The 17,974-nt window shown below is 72.6% G+C and carries 14 protein-coding genes and 1 pseudogene; 9 read left to right on the forward strand and 6 right to left on the reverse strand.

The genetic code is table 11. The features are described from left to right. Nucleotides 1–27 precede the first annotated feature (27 nt). The 6 genes and pseudogenes from V4Y04_RS06375 to V4Y04_RS06400 all read left to right on the forward strand — a co-directional run bounded on the left by V4Y04_RS06375 (nucleotide 28) and on the right by V4Y04_RS06400 (nucleotide 7,170). A complete protein-coding gene (locus V4Y04_RS06375) occupies nucleotides 28–792 on the forward strand; it encodes an IclR family transcriptional regulator (RefSeq protein WP_332426310.1) in 765 nt (254 codons plus the stop codon). A 782-nt stretch (nucleotides 793–1,574) separates the two neighbouring features. Further along, a complete protein-coding gene (locus V4Y04_RS06380) occupies nucleotides 1,575–2,369 on the forward strand; it encodes an MIP/aquaporin family protein (protein WP_332426311.1) in 795 nt (264 codons plus the stop codon). Nucleotides 2,370–2,479: 110 nt separating this feature from the next. Beyond that, entirely contained in the window at nucleotides 2,480–4,015 is a 1,536-nt protein-coding gene (glpK, locus tag V4Y04_RS06385) for a glycerol kinase GlpK (RefSeq protein WP_332432728.1), read from the forward strand. Between the two features lie 18 nt (nucleotides 4,016–4,033). Then, nucleotides 4,034–5,650: a glycerol-3-phosphate dehydrogenase/oxidase gene (locus V4Y04_RS06390; RefSeq protein ID WP_332426312.1), complete on the forward strand. Its 1,617-nt coding sequence runs from the start codon at nucleotides 4,034–4,036 to the stop codon at nucleotides 5,648–5,650. Nucleotides 5,651–5,806: 156 nt separating this feature from the next. Continuing rightward, a pseudogene (locus tag V4Y04_RS06395) lies at nucleotides 5,807–5,959 on the forward strand (GntR family transcriptional regulator); the annotation flags it as partial. Nucleotides 5,960–6,174: 215 nt separating this feature from the next. Continuing rightward, a complete protein-coding gene (locus tag V4Y04_RS06400) occupies nucleotides 6,175–7,170 on the forward strand; it encodes a PAC2 family protein (RefSeq protein WP_332426313.1) in 996 nt (331 codons plus the stop codon). 287 nt (nucleotides 7,171–7,457) lie between these two features. Here V4Y04_RS06400 and mshC read toward each other — a convergent pair whose 3' ends face one another. The 4 genes from mshC to V4Y04_RS06420 all read right to left on the reverse strand — a co-directional run bounded on the left by mshC (nucleotide 7,458) and on the right by V4Y04_RS06420 (nucleotide 11,065). Next, on the reverse strand, nucleotides 7,458–8,687 hold the full coding sequence (gene mshC, locus V4Y04_RS06405) for a cysteine--1-D-myo-inosityl 2-amino-2-deoxy-alpha-D-glucopyranoside ligase (protein WP_332426314.1): 1,230 nt from the start codon (nucleotides 8,685–8,687) through the stop codon (nucleotides 7,458–7,460). A 225-nt stretch (nucleotides 8,688–8,912) separates the two neighbouring features. After that, nucleotides 8,913–9,713: an SCO1664 family protein gene (locus tag V4Y04_RS06410; RefSeq protein ID WP_332426315.1), complete on the reverse strand. Its 801-nt coding sequence runs from the start codon at nucleotides 9,711–9,713 to the stop codon at nucleotides 8,913–8,915. Further along, nucleotides 9,710–10,300: a DUF3090 domain-containing protein gene (locus V4Y04_RS06415; protein WP_332426316.1), complete on the reverse strand. Its 591-nt coding sequence runs from the start codon at nucleotides 10,298–10,300 to the stop codon at nucleotides 9,710–9,712. Before V4Y04_RS06415 ends, V4Y04_RS06410 begins: the two co-directional genes overlap by 4 nt. Before the next feature lie 78 nt (nucleotides 10,301–10,378). Then, a complete protein-coding gene (locus tag V4Y04_RS06420; RefSeq protein ID WP_332426317.1) occupies nucleotides 10,379–11,065 on the reverse strand; it encodes a histidine phosphatase family protein in 687 nt (228 codons plus the stop codon). A 110-nt stretch (nucleotides 11,066–11,175) separates the two neighbouring features. Between V4Y04_RS06420 and corA the strand changes: the two genes are divergently transcribed. Further along, nucleotides 11,176–12,171, forward strand: a complete 996-nt coding sequence (gene corA / locus V4Y04_RS06425) for a magnesium/cobalt transporter CorA (protein WP_332426318.1) — start codon at nucleotides 11,176–11,178, stop codon at nucleotides 12,169–12,171. A 91-nt stretch (nucleotides 12,172–12,262) separates the two neighbouring features. Here the strand turns inward: corA and V4Y04_RS06430 are convergent, their stop codons facing one another. Together V4Y04_RS06430 and V4Y04_RS06435 are read right to left on the reverse strand one after the other, a co-directional pair. After that, nucleotides 12,263–13,051, reverse strand: a complete 789-nt coding sequence (locus tag V4Y04_RS06430; protein WP_332426319.1) for a ferritin-like domain-containing protein — start codon at nucleotides 13,049–13,051, stop codon at nucleotides 12,263–12,265. 254 nt (nucleotides 13,052–13,305) lie between these two features. Continuing rightward, nucleotides 13,306–14,361 carry an LLM class F420-dependent oxidoreductase gene (locus V4Y04_RS06435; protein WP_332426320.1) on the reverse strand — a complete coding sequence of 352 codons (1,056 nt, stop codon included), beginning with the start codon at nucleotides 14,359–14,361 and terminating at the stop codon, nucleotides 13,306–13,308. 220 nt (nucleotides 14,362–14,581) lie between these two features. Here V4Y04_RS06435 and V4Y04_RS06440 point away from each other — a divergent pair, with 220 nt between their 5' ends. Together V4Y04_RS06440 and V4Y04_RS06445 are read left to right on the forward strand one after the other, a co-directional pair. After that, nucleotides 14,582–15,568 carry an aldo/keto reductase gene (locus V4Y04_RS06440; protein ID WP_332426321.1) on the forward strand — a complete coding sequence of 329 codons (987 nt, stop codon included), beginning with the start codon at nucleotides 14,582–14,584 and terminating at the stop codon, nucleotides 15,566–15,568. Beyond that, nucleotides 15,565–17,868, forward strand: coding sequence for an ATP-binding domain-containing protein (locus tag V4Y04_RS06445; protein WP_332426322.1), 2,304 nt, complete (start codon nucleotides 15,565–15,567; stop codon nucleotides 17,866–17,868). Before V4Y04_RS06440 ends, V4Y04_RS06445 begins: the two co-directional genes overlap by 4 nt. Nucleotides 17,869–17,974 lie beyond the last annotated feature (106 nt).

Below are 17,974 nucleotides of genomic sequence, written 5' to 3' on the forward strand. Positions count from 1 at the left end.
GTCGAAGGGGACGGAGGCAGCACGGCGATGGCACGGAACATCCAGTCGCTCGAACGGGCGGCAGCGATGCTGCGCCTGCTGGCGGGCGGCGAGCGACGGCTCGGCCTGTCGGACATCGCCTCGTCGCTGGGACTGGCCAAAGGGACGGCCCACGGCATCCTGCGCACCCTCCAGCAGGTGGGCTTCGTCGAGCAGGACGAAGCCTCCGGGCGCTACCAGCTGGGTGCGGAGCTGCTGCGCCTGGGCACCACCTATCTCGACGTGCACGAGCTGCGGGCGCGCGCCCTGGTGTGGACGGACGACCTGGCCCGTTCCAGCGGCGAGAGCGTCTACCTGGGGGTACTGCACCAGCAGGGCGTGCTGATCGTGCACCACGTGTTCCGGCCCGACGACAGCCGGCAGGTCCTGGAGGTAGGGGCCATGCAGCCGCTGCACTCCACGGCGCTGGGCAAGGTGCTGGCGGCCTACGACCCGGTGGCCCACAGCGAGGCCCTGGAGGCCGACCGCAAGACGTTCACCGACCGGACGGTGTGCGATCCGGACGCCTTCGAACGGATCCTCGACGTCACTCGCGCCCGCGGATACGCGGCGGACGTCGAGGAGACCTGGGAGGGCGTGGCCTCGATCGCGGCCCCCGTCCACGACCGGCGGCGCATGCCGGTCGGCGCGGTCGGCGTCACGGGCGCGGTGGAGCGGCTGCAACAGGACGGCGAACTGCGCCCCGAGCTGATCGCGGCGGTCCGGGACTGCGCCCGCTCGGTCTCACGGGACCTGGGCGCCCAACGGTTCTGAGCCCGGCGCGGGCACGCCGGTCGGACCCGGCAGACCGTGCGGACCGTGGACGGCCCCTGCACAAACCCCGGGCGGGCCCCGCGGGGAACCCCTGCGCGGACACCGTGCGGGCCGCGGACGCCCCCTGGCACGGACCCTGGGTGCCCGTCGGTTCCGAGCCCGGCGCGGGCACGCCGGTCGGACCCGGCAGACCGTGCGGACCGTGGACGGCCCCTGCACAAACCCCGGGCGGGCCCCGCGGGGAACCCCTGCGCGGACACCGTGCGGGCCGCGGACGCCCCCTGGCACGGACCCTGGGTGCCCGTCGGTTCCGAGCCCGGCGCGGGCACGCCGGTCGGACCCGGCAGACCGTGCGGACCGTGGACGGCCCCTGCACAAACCCCGGGCGGGCCCCCTGCACGGGCCCGCGGGCGGGGAACCCCTGCGCGGACACCGTGCGGCACCGGCACAACGGACACATCACGAGACCCGGACCGGGACGCCGTACGGCGTCCCGGTCGTCGTCGCACTCCGTGACGGACAGCACGGACATACACCCATGGATCAATTCCGAAGATCGACATCTCGGGGCACCCGATAACGATCGCACTTTCGGCAACCAAACTCTTGACGCACAGGTGAGAGCGAAGAAGACTCCCGTCCATCGGTCGGCATTGTCGAACACCTAACGGCAATACGCGTTAGGGTGTGACAAGGGCCGGCATCGCTCTCACCAGTGAGGGCGCCGACCTCCGACGGGACCCGGGGTCGGCTTCCCTGGACGAAGGACAAAGGAGTCGCGGGTGTCCAGCTCCGACATCTTCATCGGCGAGACCATCGGTACCGCCATACTCATCCTGCTCGGCGGCGGTGTGTGTGCCGCCGTGACCCTGAAGGCCTCCAAGGCCCGCAACGCCGGCTGGCTCGCCATCGCCTTCGGGTGGGGCTTCGCCGTCATGACGGCGGTGTACATCTCCGCTCCGCTCTCCGGAGCCCACCTCAACCCGGCCGTGACCGTGAGCCTCGCCATCAAGGACGGCGACTGGAGCAACGTCCCGTTCTACTTCGCCGGAGAGTTCCTCGGCGCGATGATCGGCGCCGCGCTGGTCTGGGTGGCCTACTACGGCCAGTTCCAGGCCCATCTCACCGACAAGGAGATCGTCGGCGACAAGGCCGTGCCGGCCGCCGGTGACAAGGCGGTCGAGGCCCGGGAGAAGGGCGCCAGCCCGGTGCTCGGCATCTTCTCCACCGGCCCGGAGATCCGCAACGCGGTGCAGAACCTCGCCACCGAGATCGTCGGCACCTTCGTCCTGATCATCGCCGTGCTCACCCAGGGCCTGAACGACGAGGGCAACGGCCTCGGCGTGCTGGGCGGTCTGATCACGGCCCTCGTGGTCGTCTCCATCGGTCTGTCCCTCGGCGGGCCGACCGGCTACGCGATCAACCCGGCCCGTGACCTCGGACCGCGTATCGTGCACGCCCTTCTGCCGCTGCCCAACAAGGGCGGCTCCGACTGGACCTACGCCTGGGTCCCGGTGGTCGGTCCGCTGATCGGCGGCGCCCTCGCGGCGGGCGTCCACAACCTCGCCTTCGCCTGAGGGTGCCCCCACTGCCGGGGAACCCCGAGTCTTGTAGAAGCGCCGTACGTACAGCCCCGCACCCAAGGAACCTCCAGGAGCACACAGTGACCGACGACCACTCCGCCGGCATCGCCTCCCACGGCCACGGTCCGTTCATCGCCGCCATCGACCAGGGCACGACCTCGTCGCGCTGCATCGTCTTCGACCGCGACGGCCGCATCGTCGCCGTCGACCAGAAGGAACACGAGCAGATCTTCCCCAAGCCGGGCTGGGTCGAACACGACGCCACCGAGATCTGGACCAACGTCCAGGAGGTCGTCGCCGGCGCCGTCGAGAAGGCCGGCATCACGCGGGACGACATCAAGGCCATCGGCATCACCAACCAGCGTGAGACCACCGTGCTGTGGGACCGGCACACCGGTGAGCCGGTCCACAACGCCATCGTCTGGCAGGACACCCGCACCGACGCCCTCTGCCGCGAGCTCGGCCGCAACGTGGGGCAGGACCGTTTCCGCCGCGAGACGGGTCTCCCCCTCGCCTCCTACTTCGCCGGTCCCAAGGCCCGCTGGCTGCTCGACAACGTCGAAGGGCTCAAGGAGCGTGCCGAGGCGGGCGACATCCTCTTCGGCACCATGGACACCTGGGTCATCTGGAACCTGACCGGCGGTGCGGACGGCGGCAAGCACGTCACCGACGTCACCAACGCGTCCCGCACCATGCTGATGAACCTGCACACCATGCAGTGGGACACGAAGATCGCCGAGTCCATCGGCGTCCCGACGGAGATGCTGCCCGAGATCCGCTCCTCCGCCGAGGTCTACGGCGAGATCAAGGGCGGCAGCCTGGGCGACCTGCTCGGCGGCATCCCGGTCGCCTCCGCGCTCGGTGACCAGCAGGCGGCCCTGTTCGGCCAGACCTGTTTCGCCGAGGGCGAGACCAAGTCGACGTACGGCACCGGCACCTTCATGGTGATGAACACCGGCGACAAGATCATCAACTCCTACAGCGGGCTGCTGACCACCGTCGGCTACCAGATCGGCGACCAGAAGCCGGTCTACGCCCTCGAGGGCTCCATCGCCGTCACCGGTGCGCTGGTGCAGTGGATGCGCGACCAGATGGGCCTGATCTCCACCGCCGCCGAGATCGAGACCCTCGCGCTCTCGGTCGAGGACAACGGCGGCGCCTACTTCGTACCGGCCTTCTCCGGCCTGTTCGCCCCGTACTGGCGCTCCGACGCCCGCGGTGTGATCACCGGCCTGACCCGGTACGTCACCAAGGCGCACATCGCCCGCGCCGTCCTGGAGGCCACCGCCTGGCAGACGCGGGAGATCGCCGACGCCATGACGAAGGACTCCGGCGTCGAGCTGACCGCCCTCAAGGTCGACGGCGGCATGACCTCCAACAACCTGCTGATGCAGACCCTCGCCGATTTCGTGGACGCGCCCGTGGTGCGCCCCATGGTCGCCGAGACCACCTGCCTCGGCGCCGCCTACGCCGCCGGCCTCGCCGTCGGCTTCTGGAACAACACCGACGACCTGCGCGCCAACTGGCGCCGGGCCGCCGAGTGGACCCCCCACATGGACGCGGAGATCCGCGACCGTGAGTACAAGAGCTGGCTCAAGGCCGTCGAGCGGACCATGGGCTGGCTCGAGGACGAAGACTGACGAGGAGCACGACCCGACATGACCACTCAGTCCACCCTGCAGTCCGTGCCTGCCCTGGGGACGCACCCGGCTTCCAGCTCGAACCCGAGCCGGGCCGAGACCCGGGAGCAGCTCTCCAAGGCGTCGTACGACCTTCTCGTGATCGGCGGTGGCATCCTGGGCATCTCCACCGCCTGGCACGCCGCGCAGTCCGGCCTCAGGGTGGCTCTGGTCGACGCCGGCGACTTCGCCGGCGCCACCTCCTCCGCCTCCTCCAAGCTGCTCCACGGCGGTCTGCGCTACCTGCAGACCGGCGCGGTGAAGCTGGTGGCCGAGAACCACTTCGAGCGCCGTGCGGTCTCCCGCCAGGTGGCACCCCACCTGGCGAACCCGCTCACGTTCTACCTCCCCGTGTACAAGGGCGGGCCGCACGGCGCGGCGAAGCTCGGAGCGGGTGTCTTCGCGTACTCGGCCCTGTCGGCCTTCGGTGACGGAGTGGGCCATCTGCTCTCCCCCGCCAAGGCCGCGCGGGACGTGCCGGAGCTGCGCACCGACAACCTCAAGGCCGTGGCCGTGTACGGCGACGACCAGATGAACGACGCGCGGATGGCGCTGATGACGGTCCGCGCGGCGGCCGGGTCGGGCGCGGTCGTCCTCAACCACGCCGAGGTGACCGGCCTGCGGTTCACCAGGGGCCGGGTGACCGGTGCCGAGCTGCGCGACCGGCTGTCGGGCGACGAGTTCGGCGTCGACGCCCGTCTGGTGCTGAACGCGACCGGGCCCTGGGTGGACCACCTGCGCCGGATGGAGGACCCGAAGGCGGCACCGTCCATCCGCCTGTCGAAGGGCGCTCACCTGGTGCTGAAGCGGACCGCCCCGTGGCGGGCCGCGCTGGCCACGCCGATCGACAAGTACCGCATCACCTTCGCCCTCCCCTGGGAGGACATGCTGCTGCTCGGCACGACCGACGAGGAGTTCGAGGGCGACCCGGCGGATGTCGCGGTCACCGAGAAGGACACCGCCCAGATACTCGACGAGGCCGCGTTCTCCATCCGCGACCAGCAGCTGGACCGTGATCTGATCACGTACTCCTTCGCCGGCCTGCGGGTGCTGCCGGGCGGCCCCGGGGACACCGCGAAGGCCAAGCGCGAGACGGTCGTCAGCGAGGGCCGCGGCGGGATGCTGTCCATCGCGGGCGGCAAGTGGACCACCTTCCGCCACATCGGCCGCACGGTGATGCGCAAGCTCCAGGAACTGCCCGGCCACCCGCTGGGCGACGACTTCGAGCCCGTGGCGGCGCTGCCGAGCAAGCTGCCGCTGCCGGGGGTCGCCAACCCGCGCGCGGTCGCCCACCGGCTCCTGGTGGACGGCCCCGCGCCCGGTCCGCGCATGGCGGCGGACACCGCCCGGCACCTGGCCACCCACTACGGTTCGCTGGCCTTCGACATCGCCCGGCTGGCCAACGACGACCCGGCGCTGGCCCGGCGCGTCCACCCGGACGCGCCGGAGATCTGGGCGCAGGTCGTCTGGGCCCGGGACCACGAGTGGGCCGAGACGGCGGACGACGTGCTGCGCCGCCGTACGACGCTGACGATCCGGGGACTGGCCACGGACGAGGTCCGGGCGGAGGTCCAGAACCTGCTCGACAGGAAGTGACCGCGCGGTCACCGGCCCTGCCCGCGCGGGAGCGGTCCTTCCCCCGGCACGGGGGCGGTGACGCGAAGGGGTGACTCCCCGTCGGCCTGCGGGGCCCGCCCCCGGGGCCACGCTCGACAGCCCGGAGGCATCGGACGTCCGTTCCCGGTGAATCCGCGGGCCGAGCGGGGGCCCGTCCAGGAGAACGCCGTCGCCCGGACCCTGCGCGAGCACCGGGCCACCATGGCGGCCCTGCGGGACCGGGCGGAGGCGGCGCGGTCGTGGGCCACCGTCCACACTGCGGGGATCGAGCAGTGGCCGCGCTCCACGTCGTGCGGGCCCGCACGTCCGCACTGTGAGCGGACGGCTCTCCCTGGCAGTCCTCCCTGGCGGTCCTCCCGGACGGCTCGGATCGATGCGGGGTGTTTCCCGGCGTCCGCCGGGGCAGTGTTGGGGCATTCCCCCTGTGAGGGGGCTGCGGGCGCTCCCCCTGGCACGCCGTAAGGTTGGGGCGTACGCGAGGGCACGTCGGAAGGAGGCGCTGGGTGATCGAGCTCGAGGGGGTTCCCGAGCTGATCGACCCGGTCATGGTGGCCGCGTTCGAGGGCTGGAACGATGCCGGCGACGCCGCCTCCACCGCGGTCGCGCATCTGGAGAGGGAATGGAAGGGCGAGGTGTTCGCGGCGCTGGACGCCGAGGACTACTACGACTTCCAGGTCAACCGGCCCACGGTGTTCATGGACGGCGGCGTGCGGAAGATCACGTGGCCGACGACTCGGTTGTCGGTGGTCCGGGTCGGTGGTGACAAGCCACGTGATCTGGTGCTGGTCCGCGGGATCGAACCGTCCATGCGCTGGCGCTCGTTCTGCAACGAGCTGCTGGGCTTCGCCCATGAACTCGGGGTGGAGCTGGTGGTCATCCTGGGCGCTCTGCTGGGTGACACTCCGCACACCCGTCCGGTTCCGATCAGCGGGACCACGTCCGATCCGGACCTGGCCCGTCGCATGAACCTGGAGGAGACCAAGTACGAGGGTCCCATGGGGATCGTCGGCATTCTCCAGGAGGCGTGCACGCACGCGGGCGTCCCGGCGGTGTCGCTGTGGGCGGCGGTCCCGCACTACGTGTCGCAGCCGCCCAACCCGAAGGCGACGCTGGCCCTCCTGAACCGGCTGGAGGACCTGATCGACACGCACATCCCGCTGGGCGAACTGTCCGAGGACGCGCGTGCCTGGCAGGTGGGCGTGGACCAACTGGCCTCGGAGGACAGCGAGGTCGCGGAGTACGTCCAGTCGCTGGAGGAGGCCCGGGACACGGCCGAGCTGCCGGAGGCGTCGGGCGAGGCGATCGCCCGCGAGTTCGAGCGCTATCTGCGGCGCCGTGACGGCTCGTCCGGCTCGTCCGGCTCTCCGCAGCCCGGCGGCCACGCCACGGCCGACGGCGGGGACGGCCCGTCGTTCCGGCGGGACACCCCGGGCAGCCGGCCCCGCCCGCCGAAGCCGCCGAAACCGGACATGGACGGCGAGGACTCCTCGGAGGACTGAGCCCGGGCGGACGTGAAGGACCGGACGCGAAGGACCGAACACGGTGGGCCGGGCGGGCGGGCCCGGACGAACGTGGTGGGGCGCCCCGTCGGTGGACGGGGCGCCCCACCACGTTCCCGGTCGCTTACGACCTCACCCGCGACAGCGAGCGGGCTCCCGACGCCCTGCGGCTTCGCCTCCGGCGTCGTCGTCGGTCGCGATGGCTCCGCCATCACTCCCTCCTCCGCCTCGGATGCGAAGCCGCATGACGCCGCTCGCCGGTCCACTCCCCACCGCGGGTGAGGTCGTTACAGCGCCACGCCGAGCAGGGCGTCCACGGCGCGGGAGACCACCCCGGGCGCGCCCATGTCCGTGCCCCCCTGCTGCTCCTGGGCCACGGCCCAGTGATCGACGGCGGTCAGCGCCGCCGGGGCGTCCAGATCGTTGGCCAGGGCTTCGCGGATCTCGTCCACCAGGGCCTCGGCGGACGGGCCGTCGGGGCGGGAGACGGCGGCCCGCCAGTGTCCGAGCCGCGTCACGGCGTCCCGGAGGACCTGGTCGGTCCATTCCCAGTCCGCACGGTAGTGGTGGGCGAGCAGCGCCAGCCGGATCGCCGCCGGGTCCACGCCGTCGCGCCGCAGCCGGGACACGAAGACCAGGTTGCCCTTGGACTTGGACATCTTCTCGCCGTGCAGGGCGACCATCCCGGCGTGGACGTACGCCTTGGCCATGGGGAACTCGCCGGTGAGCGCCTGGGCGTGCGAGGCGCCCATCTCGTGGTGCGGGAAGACCAGGTCGGAGCCGCCGCCCTGGACGTCGAAGCCCATGCCCAGGTGGTCGAGGGCGATGGCCACGCACTCGATGTGCCAGCCCGGACGGCCCCGGCCCAGCGACCCGCCGTCCCAGCTGGGTTCGCCCTCGCGGGCGGCCGACCAGAGCATCGGATCGAGGGGGTTCTTCTTGCCCGGCCGGTCCGGGTCGCCACCGCGTTCGGCGGACAGCAGCCGCATGGCGGCCGCGTCGAGGTGCGAGACCTGGCCGAAGTGCGGGTCGGCCTCGACCGAGAAGTAGGTGTCGCCCTCGAGTTCGTACGCGGCGCCGAGGTCACGCAGCCGTTCGACGAGCGGGACGATGCCGGGTATCGCCTCCACGGCGCCTATGTACTGCCGCGGCGGCAGCATCCGCAGGGCCGTCATGTCCTCGCGGAAGAGCTGGGTCTCCTGCTCGGCGAGCGCGGCCCAGTCGATGCCGTCCCGCTCGGCCCGCTCCAGCAGCGGGTCGTCGACGTCGGTGACGTTCTGGACGTAGTGGACCTGCCGCTTGGTGTCGAGCCACACGCGCTGCACGAGGTCGAACGCGTTGTATGTCGCCGCGTGGCCGATGTGGGTGGCGTCGTACGGGGTGATGCCGCAGACGTAGATACGGGCTACGGGGCCGGGGTCGAGTGTGATCGGGCCCCCGGTCGCGGTGTCGTGAATCCTCAGGTCGCGTCCCTGACCGGGCAGGGCGGGGACCTCGGAAGCGGGCCAGGCATGCATGCCCTGAGCGTAACCGGACCATGGTCCAGGATACGAACCGGAGCGGGCCGGACGGCCGGGAAGGCACTCTTGCGCATCGCCGCCGAACGTGCAGATGGCGCGCGGGCGGGAGGGTGTGCGGGCCCGCCCCCACCCGGCCGGGCGCGGGGCGGCGCGGGGCGGCGCGGGCCGGGGCCGGGCCGGATCCGGAGCACCGTTTCTGGGCCCCGCCACGTGACCCGGGTCTCAGACCGGCGGCCAGGGGATCGCCGGCCAGTCCCCGCCGGGCGCGGGATGGGTACCGGAGGCGAGGAGGGACGCCACACGCGCGCGCGTGGCGTCGATCTCGGCGGGGGTGATCAGCGGGGCCAGCGAGGCGGCCAGCGGGCCGTCCTCGGCGAGTGACTTCCCGAGGGCCTCGAGGACCTCGCACGCCTCCCCGGTCAGGGGCTCTCCCGCCCAGCCCCACAGCAGGGTGCGCAGCTTGTCCTCGACGTTGAAGGCGACGCCGTGGTCGATGCCGTAGAGCCGGCCGTCACGGGTGGGCAGGAGGTGCCCGCCCTTTCGGTCGGCGTTGTTGATCACCGCGTCGAACACGGCCAGCCGCCGCAGCCGCGCGTCGTCGGCGTGCACGAGCAGCGCGGTGCGTCCCTCGCCCACCTCGGCGAACCCGATGGCCTTCCAGCCGGGTCCGGGCTCCTCCCGGTCGACCAGGGCGAGGAGTTCCGTGTCCGGGGCGGTCTCGATCCACAGCTGGCACATGCCCTCGCCGTGCGGCCCGTCCCGCAGCACGGTGGGCGGCACCAGTCCCCAGCCGGTCGCCTCGGAGACCAGGTACGCCGCGACCTCGCGCCCGGCGAGCGTCCCGTCCGGGAAGTCCCACAGGGGCCGCTCCCCCGCGACGGGCTTGTAGACACAGGCGGCCTCGCGGCCCTCGCGGGCCACGGTGCAGTACAGCGCCGCGTTCGACGCCCCACCGATGCGTCCGCGTACGGTCAGCCCGCCCTGGGCGAGCAGCACCGCGGTGGTGGGGTCTGCGGTGGTCACGCTCCGCGTCGGTATCCGTTCTGGCGCGGACACACATGTCCTTCCGGGTCGAGGGGGAGGCTGCACAGCGGGCACGGCGGCCGGCCCGCGCTGACGACGTCGAGGGCGCGCTTGGCGAAGGCACGGGCCTGGACGCCGGTGAGCCGGACCCTGAGCATCGGGGGCCCGTTCTCCTCGTCCTGGAGCAGCCGCTCCTCCGCCTCGGCGAGGTCCTCCTCGGATTCGGCGTCCAGCTCGACGAGCGCCTGCGCCTCGACGATCATGCACTCCTCCTCGCCGTCCCAGGCGAGCGCCATGGTGCCGACGCGGAACTCCTCCTCCACGGGGGCGTCCAGCGGGGCGGTGTCGGCGATCTCCGTCGGTGCCACGGCGGGCACGGCCGCGCCGCCGCCGCTACGGCGTACGACCTCGTCGAGCAGTTCGTCCATGCGTTCGGCGAGTGCGGCGACCTGGGTCTTCTCCAGGGCCACGCTGGTCACCCGGGAGCCGGCTGAGGCCTGGAGGAAGAACGTACGGCGCCCTGGCAGTCCGACCGTACCGGCCACGAAACGTTCCGGTTGGTCGTAGAGGAACACCTGACGGGACACGTCCTGACTCCATCGAGAGTTGTGGGTACTTGTATCCACGGCGCTGCCGCGTCGGCTTCACCCTACTGCGGCCGACGATCACGGTGCGCCCGCGCCGCCCCCCACCGGGGCGTCGTCGGAGGGCGGCTCCTCGCTCGGTGCCAGGGCGGCGAAGTCGCCGGTGTCGCCGAGCCGCACGAGGTAGGGGCGCAGCCGTGTGTAGCGGATCGCGGTGACGGAACACGGATCGACGGAAATCCGCTGGAAGAGGTCCAGATGAAGTCCGAGTGCCTCGGCGACGAGGGACTTGATGATGTCCCCGTGCGAACACATGAGATAGACCGCGTCGGCGCCGTGATCACGCTCCACGCGCGCGTTCCACTCGCGCACCGCCTCGGCGGCGCGTGTCTGCATCGCGCGCATGGACTCCCCGCCGGGGAAGGCCGCGGCCGACGGATGGGCCTGGACCACCTCCATGAGGGGCTCGTCCTTCAGCTCGGCGAGCTTGCGGCCCGTCCAGTCGCCGTAGTCGCACTCCCCGATGCGGTCGTCGGTGCGGGCGGTGAGGCCGGGCCGGGCCTCCAGGAGCGGTCGGATCGTCTCCTGGCAGCGCTGGAGGGGGCTGGTGACGACCTCGGAGAGGGGCAGGGCGGCGAGCCGTCCGGGCAGGGCTGCGGCCTGCGCGGCCCCGCGTTCGTCGAGGGCGACGCCGGGCGTCCGGCCGGCGAGCAGTCCCTCGGTGTTGGCTGTGGATCGTCCGTGCCGGACCAGGAGCAACGTGGGCATGCGGCCCAGGGTAGGCGCACGCGCGGGTGCGTGGCCGGGCGCGTCGCACGATGCGCCGTCCGCTGCGCCGCCGGATGTGTTGTCCGGCCGGTGCGGGGAATGCGCGCTCCATGATCGTCGACTGTGCCGTTTACCGGGAGGGGCGCCGGACGGAGGGGCCCGGTGACTTCTCCGACGCGCTGGAGCAGGCACGTGCGTCGGGGGGGTTCGTCTGGATCGGGCTGCACGAGCCGACGGCGGACGAGTTCGGCCTGGTCTCCCAGGAGTTCGGGCTGCACCCGCTGGCGGTGGAGGACGCCCTCAAGGCGCATCAGCGGCCCAAGCTGGAGGTGTACGACGACTCGCTGTTCATGGTCCTCAAGCCGGTCGCCTACGAGCCGGACAGCGACGCCGTCTCCACCGGCGAGATCATGATCTTCCTGGGTGACGCGTTCGTGGTGACCGTCCGGCACGGCGAGGGCTCCCCGCTGAACGCCGTACAGAGCCGTCTGGAGCACGAACCGGAACTGCTGGGCAAGGGGCCGACATCGGTGGTGTACGCGATCGCCGACGCCGCCGTCGACCACTATCTCGACGTGGCGACCGAACTGCAGACCGACCTGGAGGAGCTGGAGGCGGAGGTATTCAGCCCGGACGGCGCCGGTACGCAGCACACGGCGTCCAGGATCTACACCTTCAAGCGGCAGATCCTGGAGTTCCGCCGGGCGACCGGGCCGCTGACGCAGCCGGTGGCACGGCTCACAGGGGCGGGCGCGTCCGGTGCGGCGGTGCCCTTCGTGTCCAAGAAGTCGCGGCCCTTCTTCCGTGACGTGCACGATCACCTCACGCGCGTGAACGAGTCCGTGGAGAACCTGGACCGGCTGGTCTCGGACATCCTCTCGGCGCATCTGGCCCAGGTGAGCGTCCGGCAGAACGACGACATGCGGAAGATCTCCGCATGGGCGGCCATGGCGGCGGTCCCCACGATGCTCGCGGGGATCTACGGCATGAACTTCGAGCACATGCCGGAGCTGCGGTGGGAGTGGTCCTATCCGGCGGTGATCCTGGTGATGGCCGTGCTGGAGGTTCTGCTGTACCGGCTGTTCAAACGGCGCGGCTGGATGTAGCGGGCGGCGGGCCGGAGGGGACCGGCGTCCGGCCCGGTGCGGGCGGCGGGCCCTCTCCGGCGGCGCGGCCTCCTCCGGCTCCGTCCGCGGCTCAGGCGAACCCGGGGGCCGTGCTCGCCGGGCCGCCCAGGGCGTTACGGCGGTCCGGCATCCTCAGCGAGACCATGCGGCGCCAGCCGCCCAGACGCTCGTAGACGTAGACCGCGTGGATGCCGGCCGCCAGGAGCGCCGCCCTGGCCCTGGACCAGCCGAGGATGCGGCCCATCCGGTCCATCACCGCGAGGCTGACGTCCCGGTAGACGCGGATCTCGGCGAGCGCGTTCGCGCGCAGGGTGCGCTGGATGACACGGCCGTGTCCGGCGTAGGCGAAGCGCAGGAGTTCCTCGTGGCAGTAGGCGAGGTGGTTGTCCTCGTCGGCGGAGATCATCCTGACCGCGCGGCCGAGTTCGGGGTGGTCGGAGAAGTGCTTGCGGAGCAGTTCCATCTGCTCGGAGGCGCGCTGTTCGGTGACCCGGCTGTGGGCGAGGTAGGTCACGATGTCCTCGACGGTGAGCGGCGCGTCGTGCCTGAGCCTGTCGTGCGCCAGGCCTACGCCGCCGCGCTCGAGGAGCATCGTGTAGTCGGTCTCGGGCGGGACGGGGACGGGCCGCACACCGCGCTTCTTCATCAGTGCGTCGAAGATGCGGCCGTGCTTGTCCTCGTCGGCGCCGTGCCTGGTGATCTTGGGAATGAGCGCGCGCTGGGACTCGGGGACCAGAGCGGCGATCCGGGCGTTCTCCCAGCCGCCCTGGGACTCTCCACCGGCCGCGATGGAACAGAACAGCGCGAAGGACTCGTCGTCGTCGAGGATCTCCTGGAACAGACTCTTGGTCGAAAGCATCATGGGCCCCCTCTCCGCGAGAATTCCGTACGTCCGCGGTGCCGCGGTGGTCCGAAGTGGTCCGCGAAGAAGAAGTCAAATGCGAGGAGGGGCGCAGGGCAACAGGGACGGCCCACAACTGCGCCGAACGGAGGACGGCCGAGGGGGCACCGGGGCGTAACCACGGGGGCCGCCGGGCGTTGTGGTGGGTGACGGCCGTGGCGGGGAAGACCCCCGAGCCCCCGCCACGGCCGTGGAATTCCTCGCGGGCGGCCCTATGCGAGCCCGGCGCGTTCCAGGGCCTCGGTACCGGCGCGCAGCGACGCGAGTCGCTCGTCGAGGGTGAAACCGGCCGGGGCGAGGGTGAGGGTGGTGACCCCGGCCGCCGCGTAGGCCTTCATCCGGTCCGCGATGCGGTCCACGGAGCCGAGGAGCGTCGTTGAGTCGATCAGGTCGTGCGGTACGGCCGCGGCAGCGCCCTGCTTGTCGCCGGACAGGTACTTGTCCTGAATCTCGGCGGCCTCCCGCTCGTAGCCCATGCGCCCGGCGAGCTGGTTGTAGAAGTTCTGCTTGCGGCTGCCCATGCCACCGACGTAGAGCGCGGTGTAGGGGCGGAAGGTGTCGGCGAGGGCGGTGACGTCCTTGTCGTCGCCGACGGCGAGGGGCAGTGTGGGGCAGATGTCGAAGCCGTCGAGGGTCTTGCCCGCCTTCTCCCGGCCCGCCCTCAGGTACCTGACGGCGGTGTCCTCCAGGTGGTCGGCGGAGGGGAAGATCAGCAGGGCGCCGTCGGCGATCTCGCCGGTCTGTTCGAGGTTCTTCGGGCCGATCGCGGCGATGTAGAGGGGAATGTGCTCGCGCTGCGGGTGCACGGTGAGCTTGATGGGCTTGCCGGGGCCGCCGGGGAGGGGAAGCGTCCAGTGCTCGCCGTCGTGGGTGAGGCGCTCGCGCGTCATGGCCTTGCGGATGATCTCGACGTACTCGCGGGTCCGGGCGAGCGGCTTGTCGAACTTGACGCCGTACCAGCCCTCGGAGACCTGCGGGCCGGAGACGCCGAGGCCGAGGCGGAACCGGCCGCCGGAGAGGGAGTCGAGGGTGGCGGCCGTCATCGCGGTCATCGCGGGCTGGCGGGCCGGGATCTGGAAGATGGCCGATCCCACGTCGATGCGTTCGGTATGGGCCGCGACCCAGGTGAGCACGGTGGCGGCGTCGGAGCCGTAGGCCTCGGCCGCCCAGCAGACCGCGTACCCGAGGCGGTCGGCCTCCTGCGCCACGGCGAGGTTGTCCGCGTCCATTCCGGCGCCCCAGTAGCCGAGGTTGATCCCGAGCTGCATGGCCGTCTCCCCTTACCGATCAGTAACGTCGTGTGTGCGGAGACCCTATACCGCGGGGAGCCGGGCGGGGCATGCGACGCCGCACCCTGTCTTCGGGCCGGGCGGGGCTCGGGCGGGGCAGGAGCGGGGGCCCGGCAGGGGCCCGGCGGCCCGGTGACCGGGCGAATCCGTTGTCCACAGGTACCCACACCACAAGGTCTGGCCAGTAATCTCGGCGTTCATGGAGCAGAGGCATCTCGGCCGTACCGGCCTGCGCGTGTCCCGGATCGGTCTCGGGACCCTGACCTGGGGTCGGGACACCGACGAGCATGACGCCGCGGACCTCTTGAAGACCTTCTGGGAGGCGGGCGGGAACCTCGTCGACACCGCCGACGTGTACGGCGACGGGGAGGCCGAGTATCTGCTCGGGCAGCTCATGGACGGGCTGGTGCCGCGCCGGGATCTCGTCATCTCGACCAAGGCCGGCAGCGTGCCGGACCCGGACCGCAGGGTCGACGGCTCGCGCGGTCATCTGCTCTCCGCGCTGGACGCCTCGCTCGCACGCCTGGGCACCGACCACGTCGACGTGTGGCATCTCCACTCCTACGATCCCGCCACCCCGCTGGAGGAGACGCTCCAGGCCCTCGACATCGCCGTCGCCAGCGGGCGGGCCCGCTATGCCGGCGTGGCCGACTTCTGCGGCTGGCAGCTGGCCAGGGCGGCGACCTGGCAGCTCGCCGCGCCCGGCTCGCGGGCCCGGCTCGCGAGCACCCAGATGGAGTACTCGCTGCTCCAGCGGGGCGTGGAGCGGGAGGTGCTGCCGGCCGCCGTCGACACCGGGATCGGGCTGCTCCCCTCGTCCCCGCTCGGGCGGGGCGTGCTGACCGGCAAGTACCGGGGCGGCGCCGTGCCGCCGGACTCGCGGGGCGCCTCCGAGCACCTGGCGCCGTTCGTGGAGCCGTACCTGGACGACACGGCGAGCAGGATCGTGGACGCGGTGACGACGGCGGCGGACGGGCTGGCCGTGACCGCGCTCCAGGTGGCTCTCGCGTGGGTGCGGGACCGGCCGGGCGTGGCCGCCCCCGTGGTCGGCGCGCGCAACGCACGGCAGCTCGCGGCGGCGTTGTCAGTGGAGGCCCTTAGTCTTCCTGACGAGATCTGCCGGGCGCTCGACGATGTGTCGGCGCCCGTGCACCGCTATCCCGATCACGACTGGAGCACGCTGTGAGCACGGAGCCGCCCGAGACCACGGAGGACGCCGAGCCGGGGACACCGGGCGAGGCGGCGGACACCTCGGAGACCGCGGCGGCCTCGGGTACCGCGGAGGTCTCCCCCGAGGCCGCCCCGGATGCCCCCGCGGAGGCGGAGGGCACGGAGACGGCGGGCACGGAGGCGGCGGGCACGGAGACGGAGAGCGTGCAGACGCCCGGGGCCGGGCAGGTGTCCGAGGCCGAGGCCGAGTTGCTGGCGCAGCGGGCCGAGCGGGAGCGGATCGAGCGGCGGAAGGCGCAGCGGCAGGAGCCTATCGAGGCCGGCGGCAAGCTGAGCGGCACGGCAGCCGATCTGCTCGCCGCCGTACGGGCTGTGGAGAGCGGCGAGAAGCCGGCGACCGCGGTGTTCGAGGAGGCCCCCCGGCCCGCGCCGCGGCGGCCCGCTCCCGAACCGGTGCGGCCGGCGCCGCCGGTGACCGTCGAGCCGGTCCCCGCCGACGGCGTGGTCGCGGCCGTGCGTGAGGTGCTCGTCCAGGGCGGCGCGCCCGAAGGGCTCGCCGCGCGGGCTGCCGGTGTGCTGGGCGAGGGGGCCGCACAGGCGTTGCGGGCCGATCCCTGGCAGCTGTTGCGGGTGGCGGGTGTGCGGCCCGAGCAGGCGGACGGTTTCGCACGGGCGCTGCTCGGCGGTGAGGCCGGGCCGGAGGACGGGCGGCGCGAGCGGGCGGTCACCGGATGGCTGATGGAGCAGGCCGCGGCGGCCGGGCACACCGCCCTGGAGATGTCCGCGCTGACCACCGTGCTGGCTCGGCAGGGGGTACCGGATCCCGAGGAGGCCGTGCGGACCGCGATCGCCGACGGTGACGTCCTGGTCTTCCAGGACCCGCTGCCGGAGACGGGCGCCCCGGCACCCCGGCGGGGCGGTGCCGCGGACGGCGCGGACGGCGCCGAGGAGGAGCGGCCCGTCCGAGTGCTCGTGGGACTCGAGCGGTATGCGATGGCCGAGGAGAGCCTCGCCGACGGGCTGGCCCGGCTCGTCAACTCCGCTCCCCAGCAGGACGGTCCGGGTGCGGAGTGGGAGCGGGCCGCCGCCTCGGCGAGCGGATCCGCGGGGGAGCTGATCCGCGCGGTCGCCGGTCACGGACTGGTGCTGCACACGGGCGGGGAGGCGTCCCTCGTCGAGCCGGCGGCTCTGCTCCGGGCGGCACACGGTCTCGGACTGCGTGCCTGGGCCGCCGCCCACACCCCGATCGGGCGGGCCCGGTTCGCGGCCCTGCTGGAGGCCGCCACGGCCGGGGGCGTGGAGACCGGAGGGACGGGCGCCGGCGTCACCGTGGCGGAGGGCGAGAGGGCCGAGGGCCCCGCGGTCGCCACCGTCGCCGGGCTGCTGTCCGGTGCCGAGGGACCGGGGCGGGACGCCGACGGGGCGCTGCTGCTGGACCTGCTCGTCGTGCTGGACGCTCCTCAGCTCGACGTCGAGACGGCCGCGCTGGTCACGGAGTCGCTACCGGACGGTTCCCGGCTGCTGCTGGCCGGGGACCCGGGCGTGCTGTGGTCCGTCGGCCCGGGGCGGGTGTTCGCCGATCTGCTGGCCGCGCGTGTGTGCCCGCAGATCGCCTCCCGACGGCCGGATCCCGGGCCGCTGGGCGAACTGGTCTCCGGTATCGGGGCCGGTGAGCTGAACCAGGTGGCGGCACCCGGCAAGGAGGTCGTCATCGTGCCGGTGCGGGACCCGGGTGAGGCCGTGCACCGGACGGTGCAGCTCGTGGTCGACTCGGTGCCGCGCGCGATCGGGGTACCGGCGGAGGAGACGCAGGTGATCACGCCGGGGCACGGGGGTGCGGTGGGCACGCGCGCGCTGAACGCGGCGTTGAAGGAGCGACTGAATCCGGGGCCGGGGCGCTTCGGCGGGTTCGACCCGGGTGACCGGATCGCCTACTCCCCCGCCCCGGGGCGTACGGTGCCGGGCCGGGTGGTGAAGGCCGATGCCGACGGGCTGCACCTGGCCTGCGCGGGCGAGGCCGTCGTCGTGCCGCAGGAACGGGTGGAGCAGGCGGTACGGCACGGCTGGGCGCTGACGGCGCACCAGGCGGCCGGGGGCCGGTGGCCGGCCGTGGTCGTGGTCCTGCCCGGCGATGCCGTGCAGGCGTTGAGCCGGCCCTGGGTGTACACGGCGTTCAGCAGGGCGGACCGCCATCTGTCCGTGGTGCACGGGGTGGAGCAGGCGCTGCCGCGTGCCGTGGCGGAGGTGGCGGCGAAGCCCCGGACGACCCGGCTGCCGGTACTGCTGGCGCCGCAGGTCCCCGCAGCGGCCGGCTGACTCCGGACATCACCCGCGGACGGTGACCGCGGTGGCGGTGGCACCCTCGGTGCCACCGCCTGTGCCGCTCTCGCCGCCACCGTCACCCATGCCGTCCGCGTGGCTC

The organism is Streptomyces sp. P9-A2, assembly GCF_036634175.1.
GTDB classification, from domain to species: Bacteria; Actinomycetota; Actinomycetes; order Streptomycetales; family Streptomycetaceae; genus Streptomyces; species Streptomyces pratens.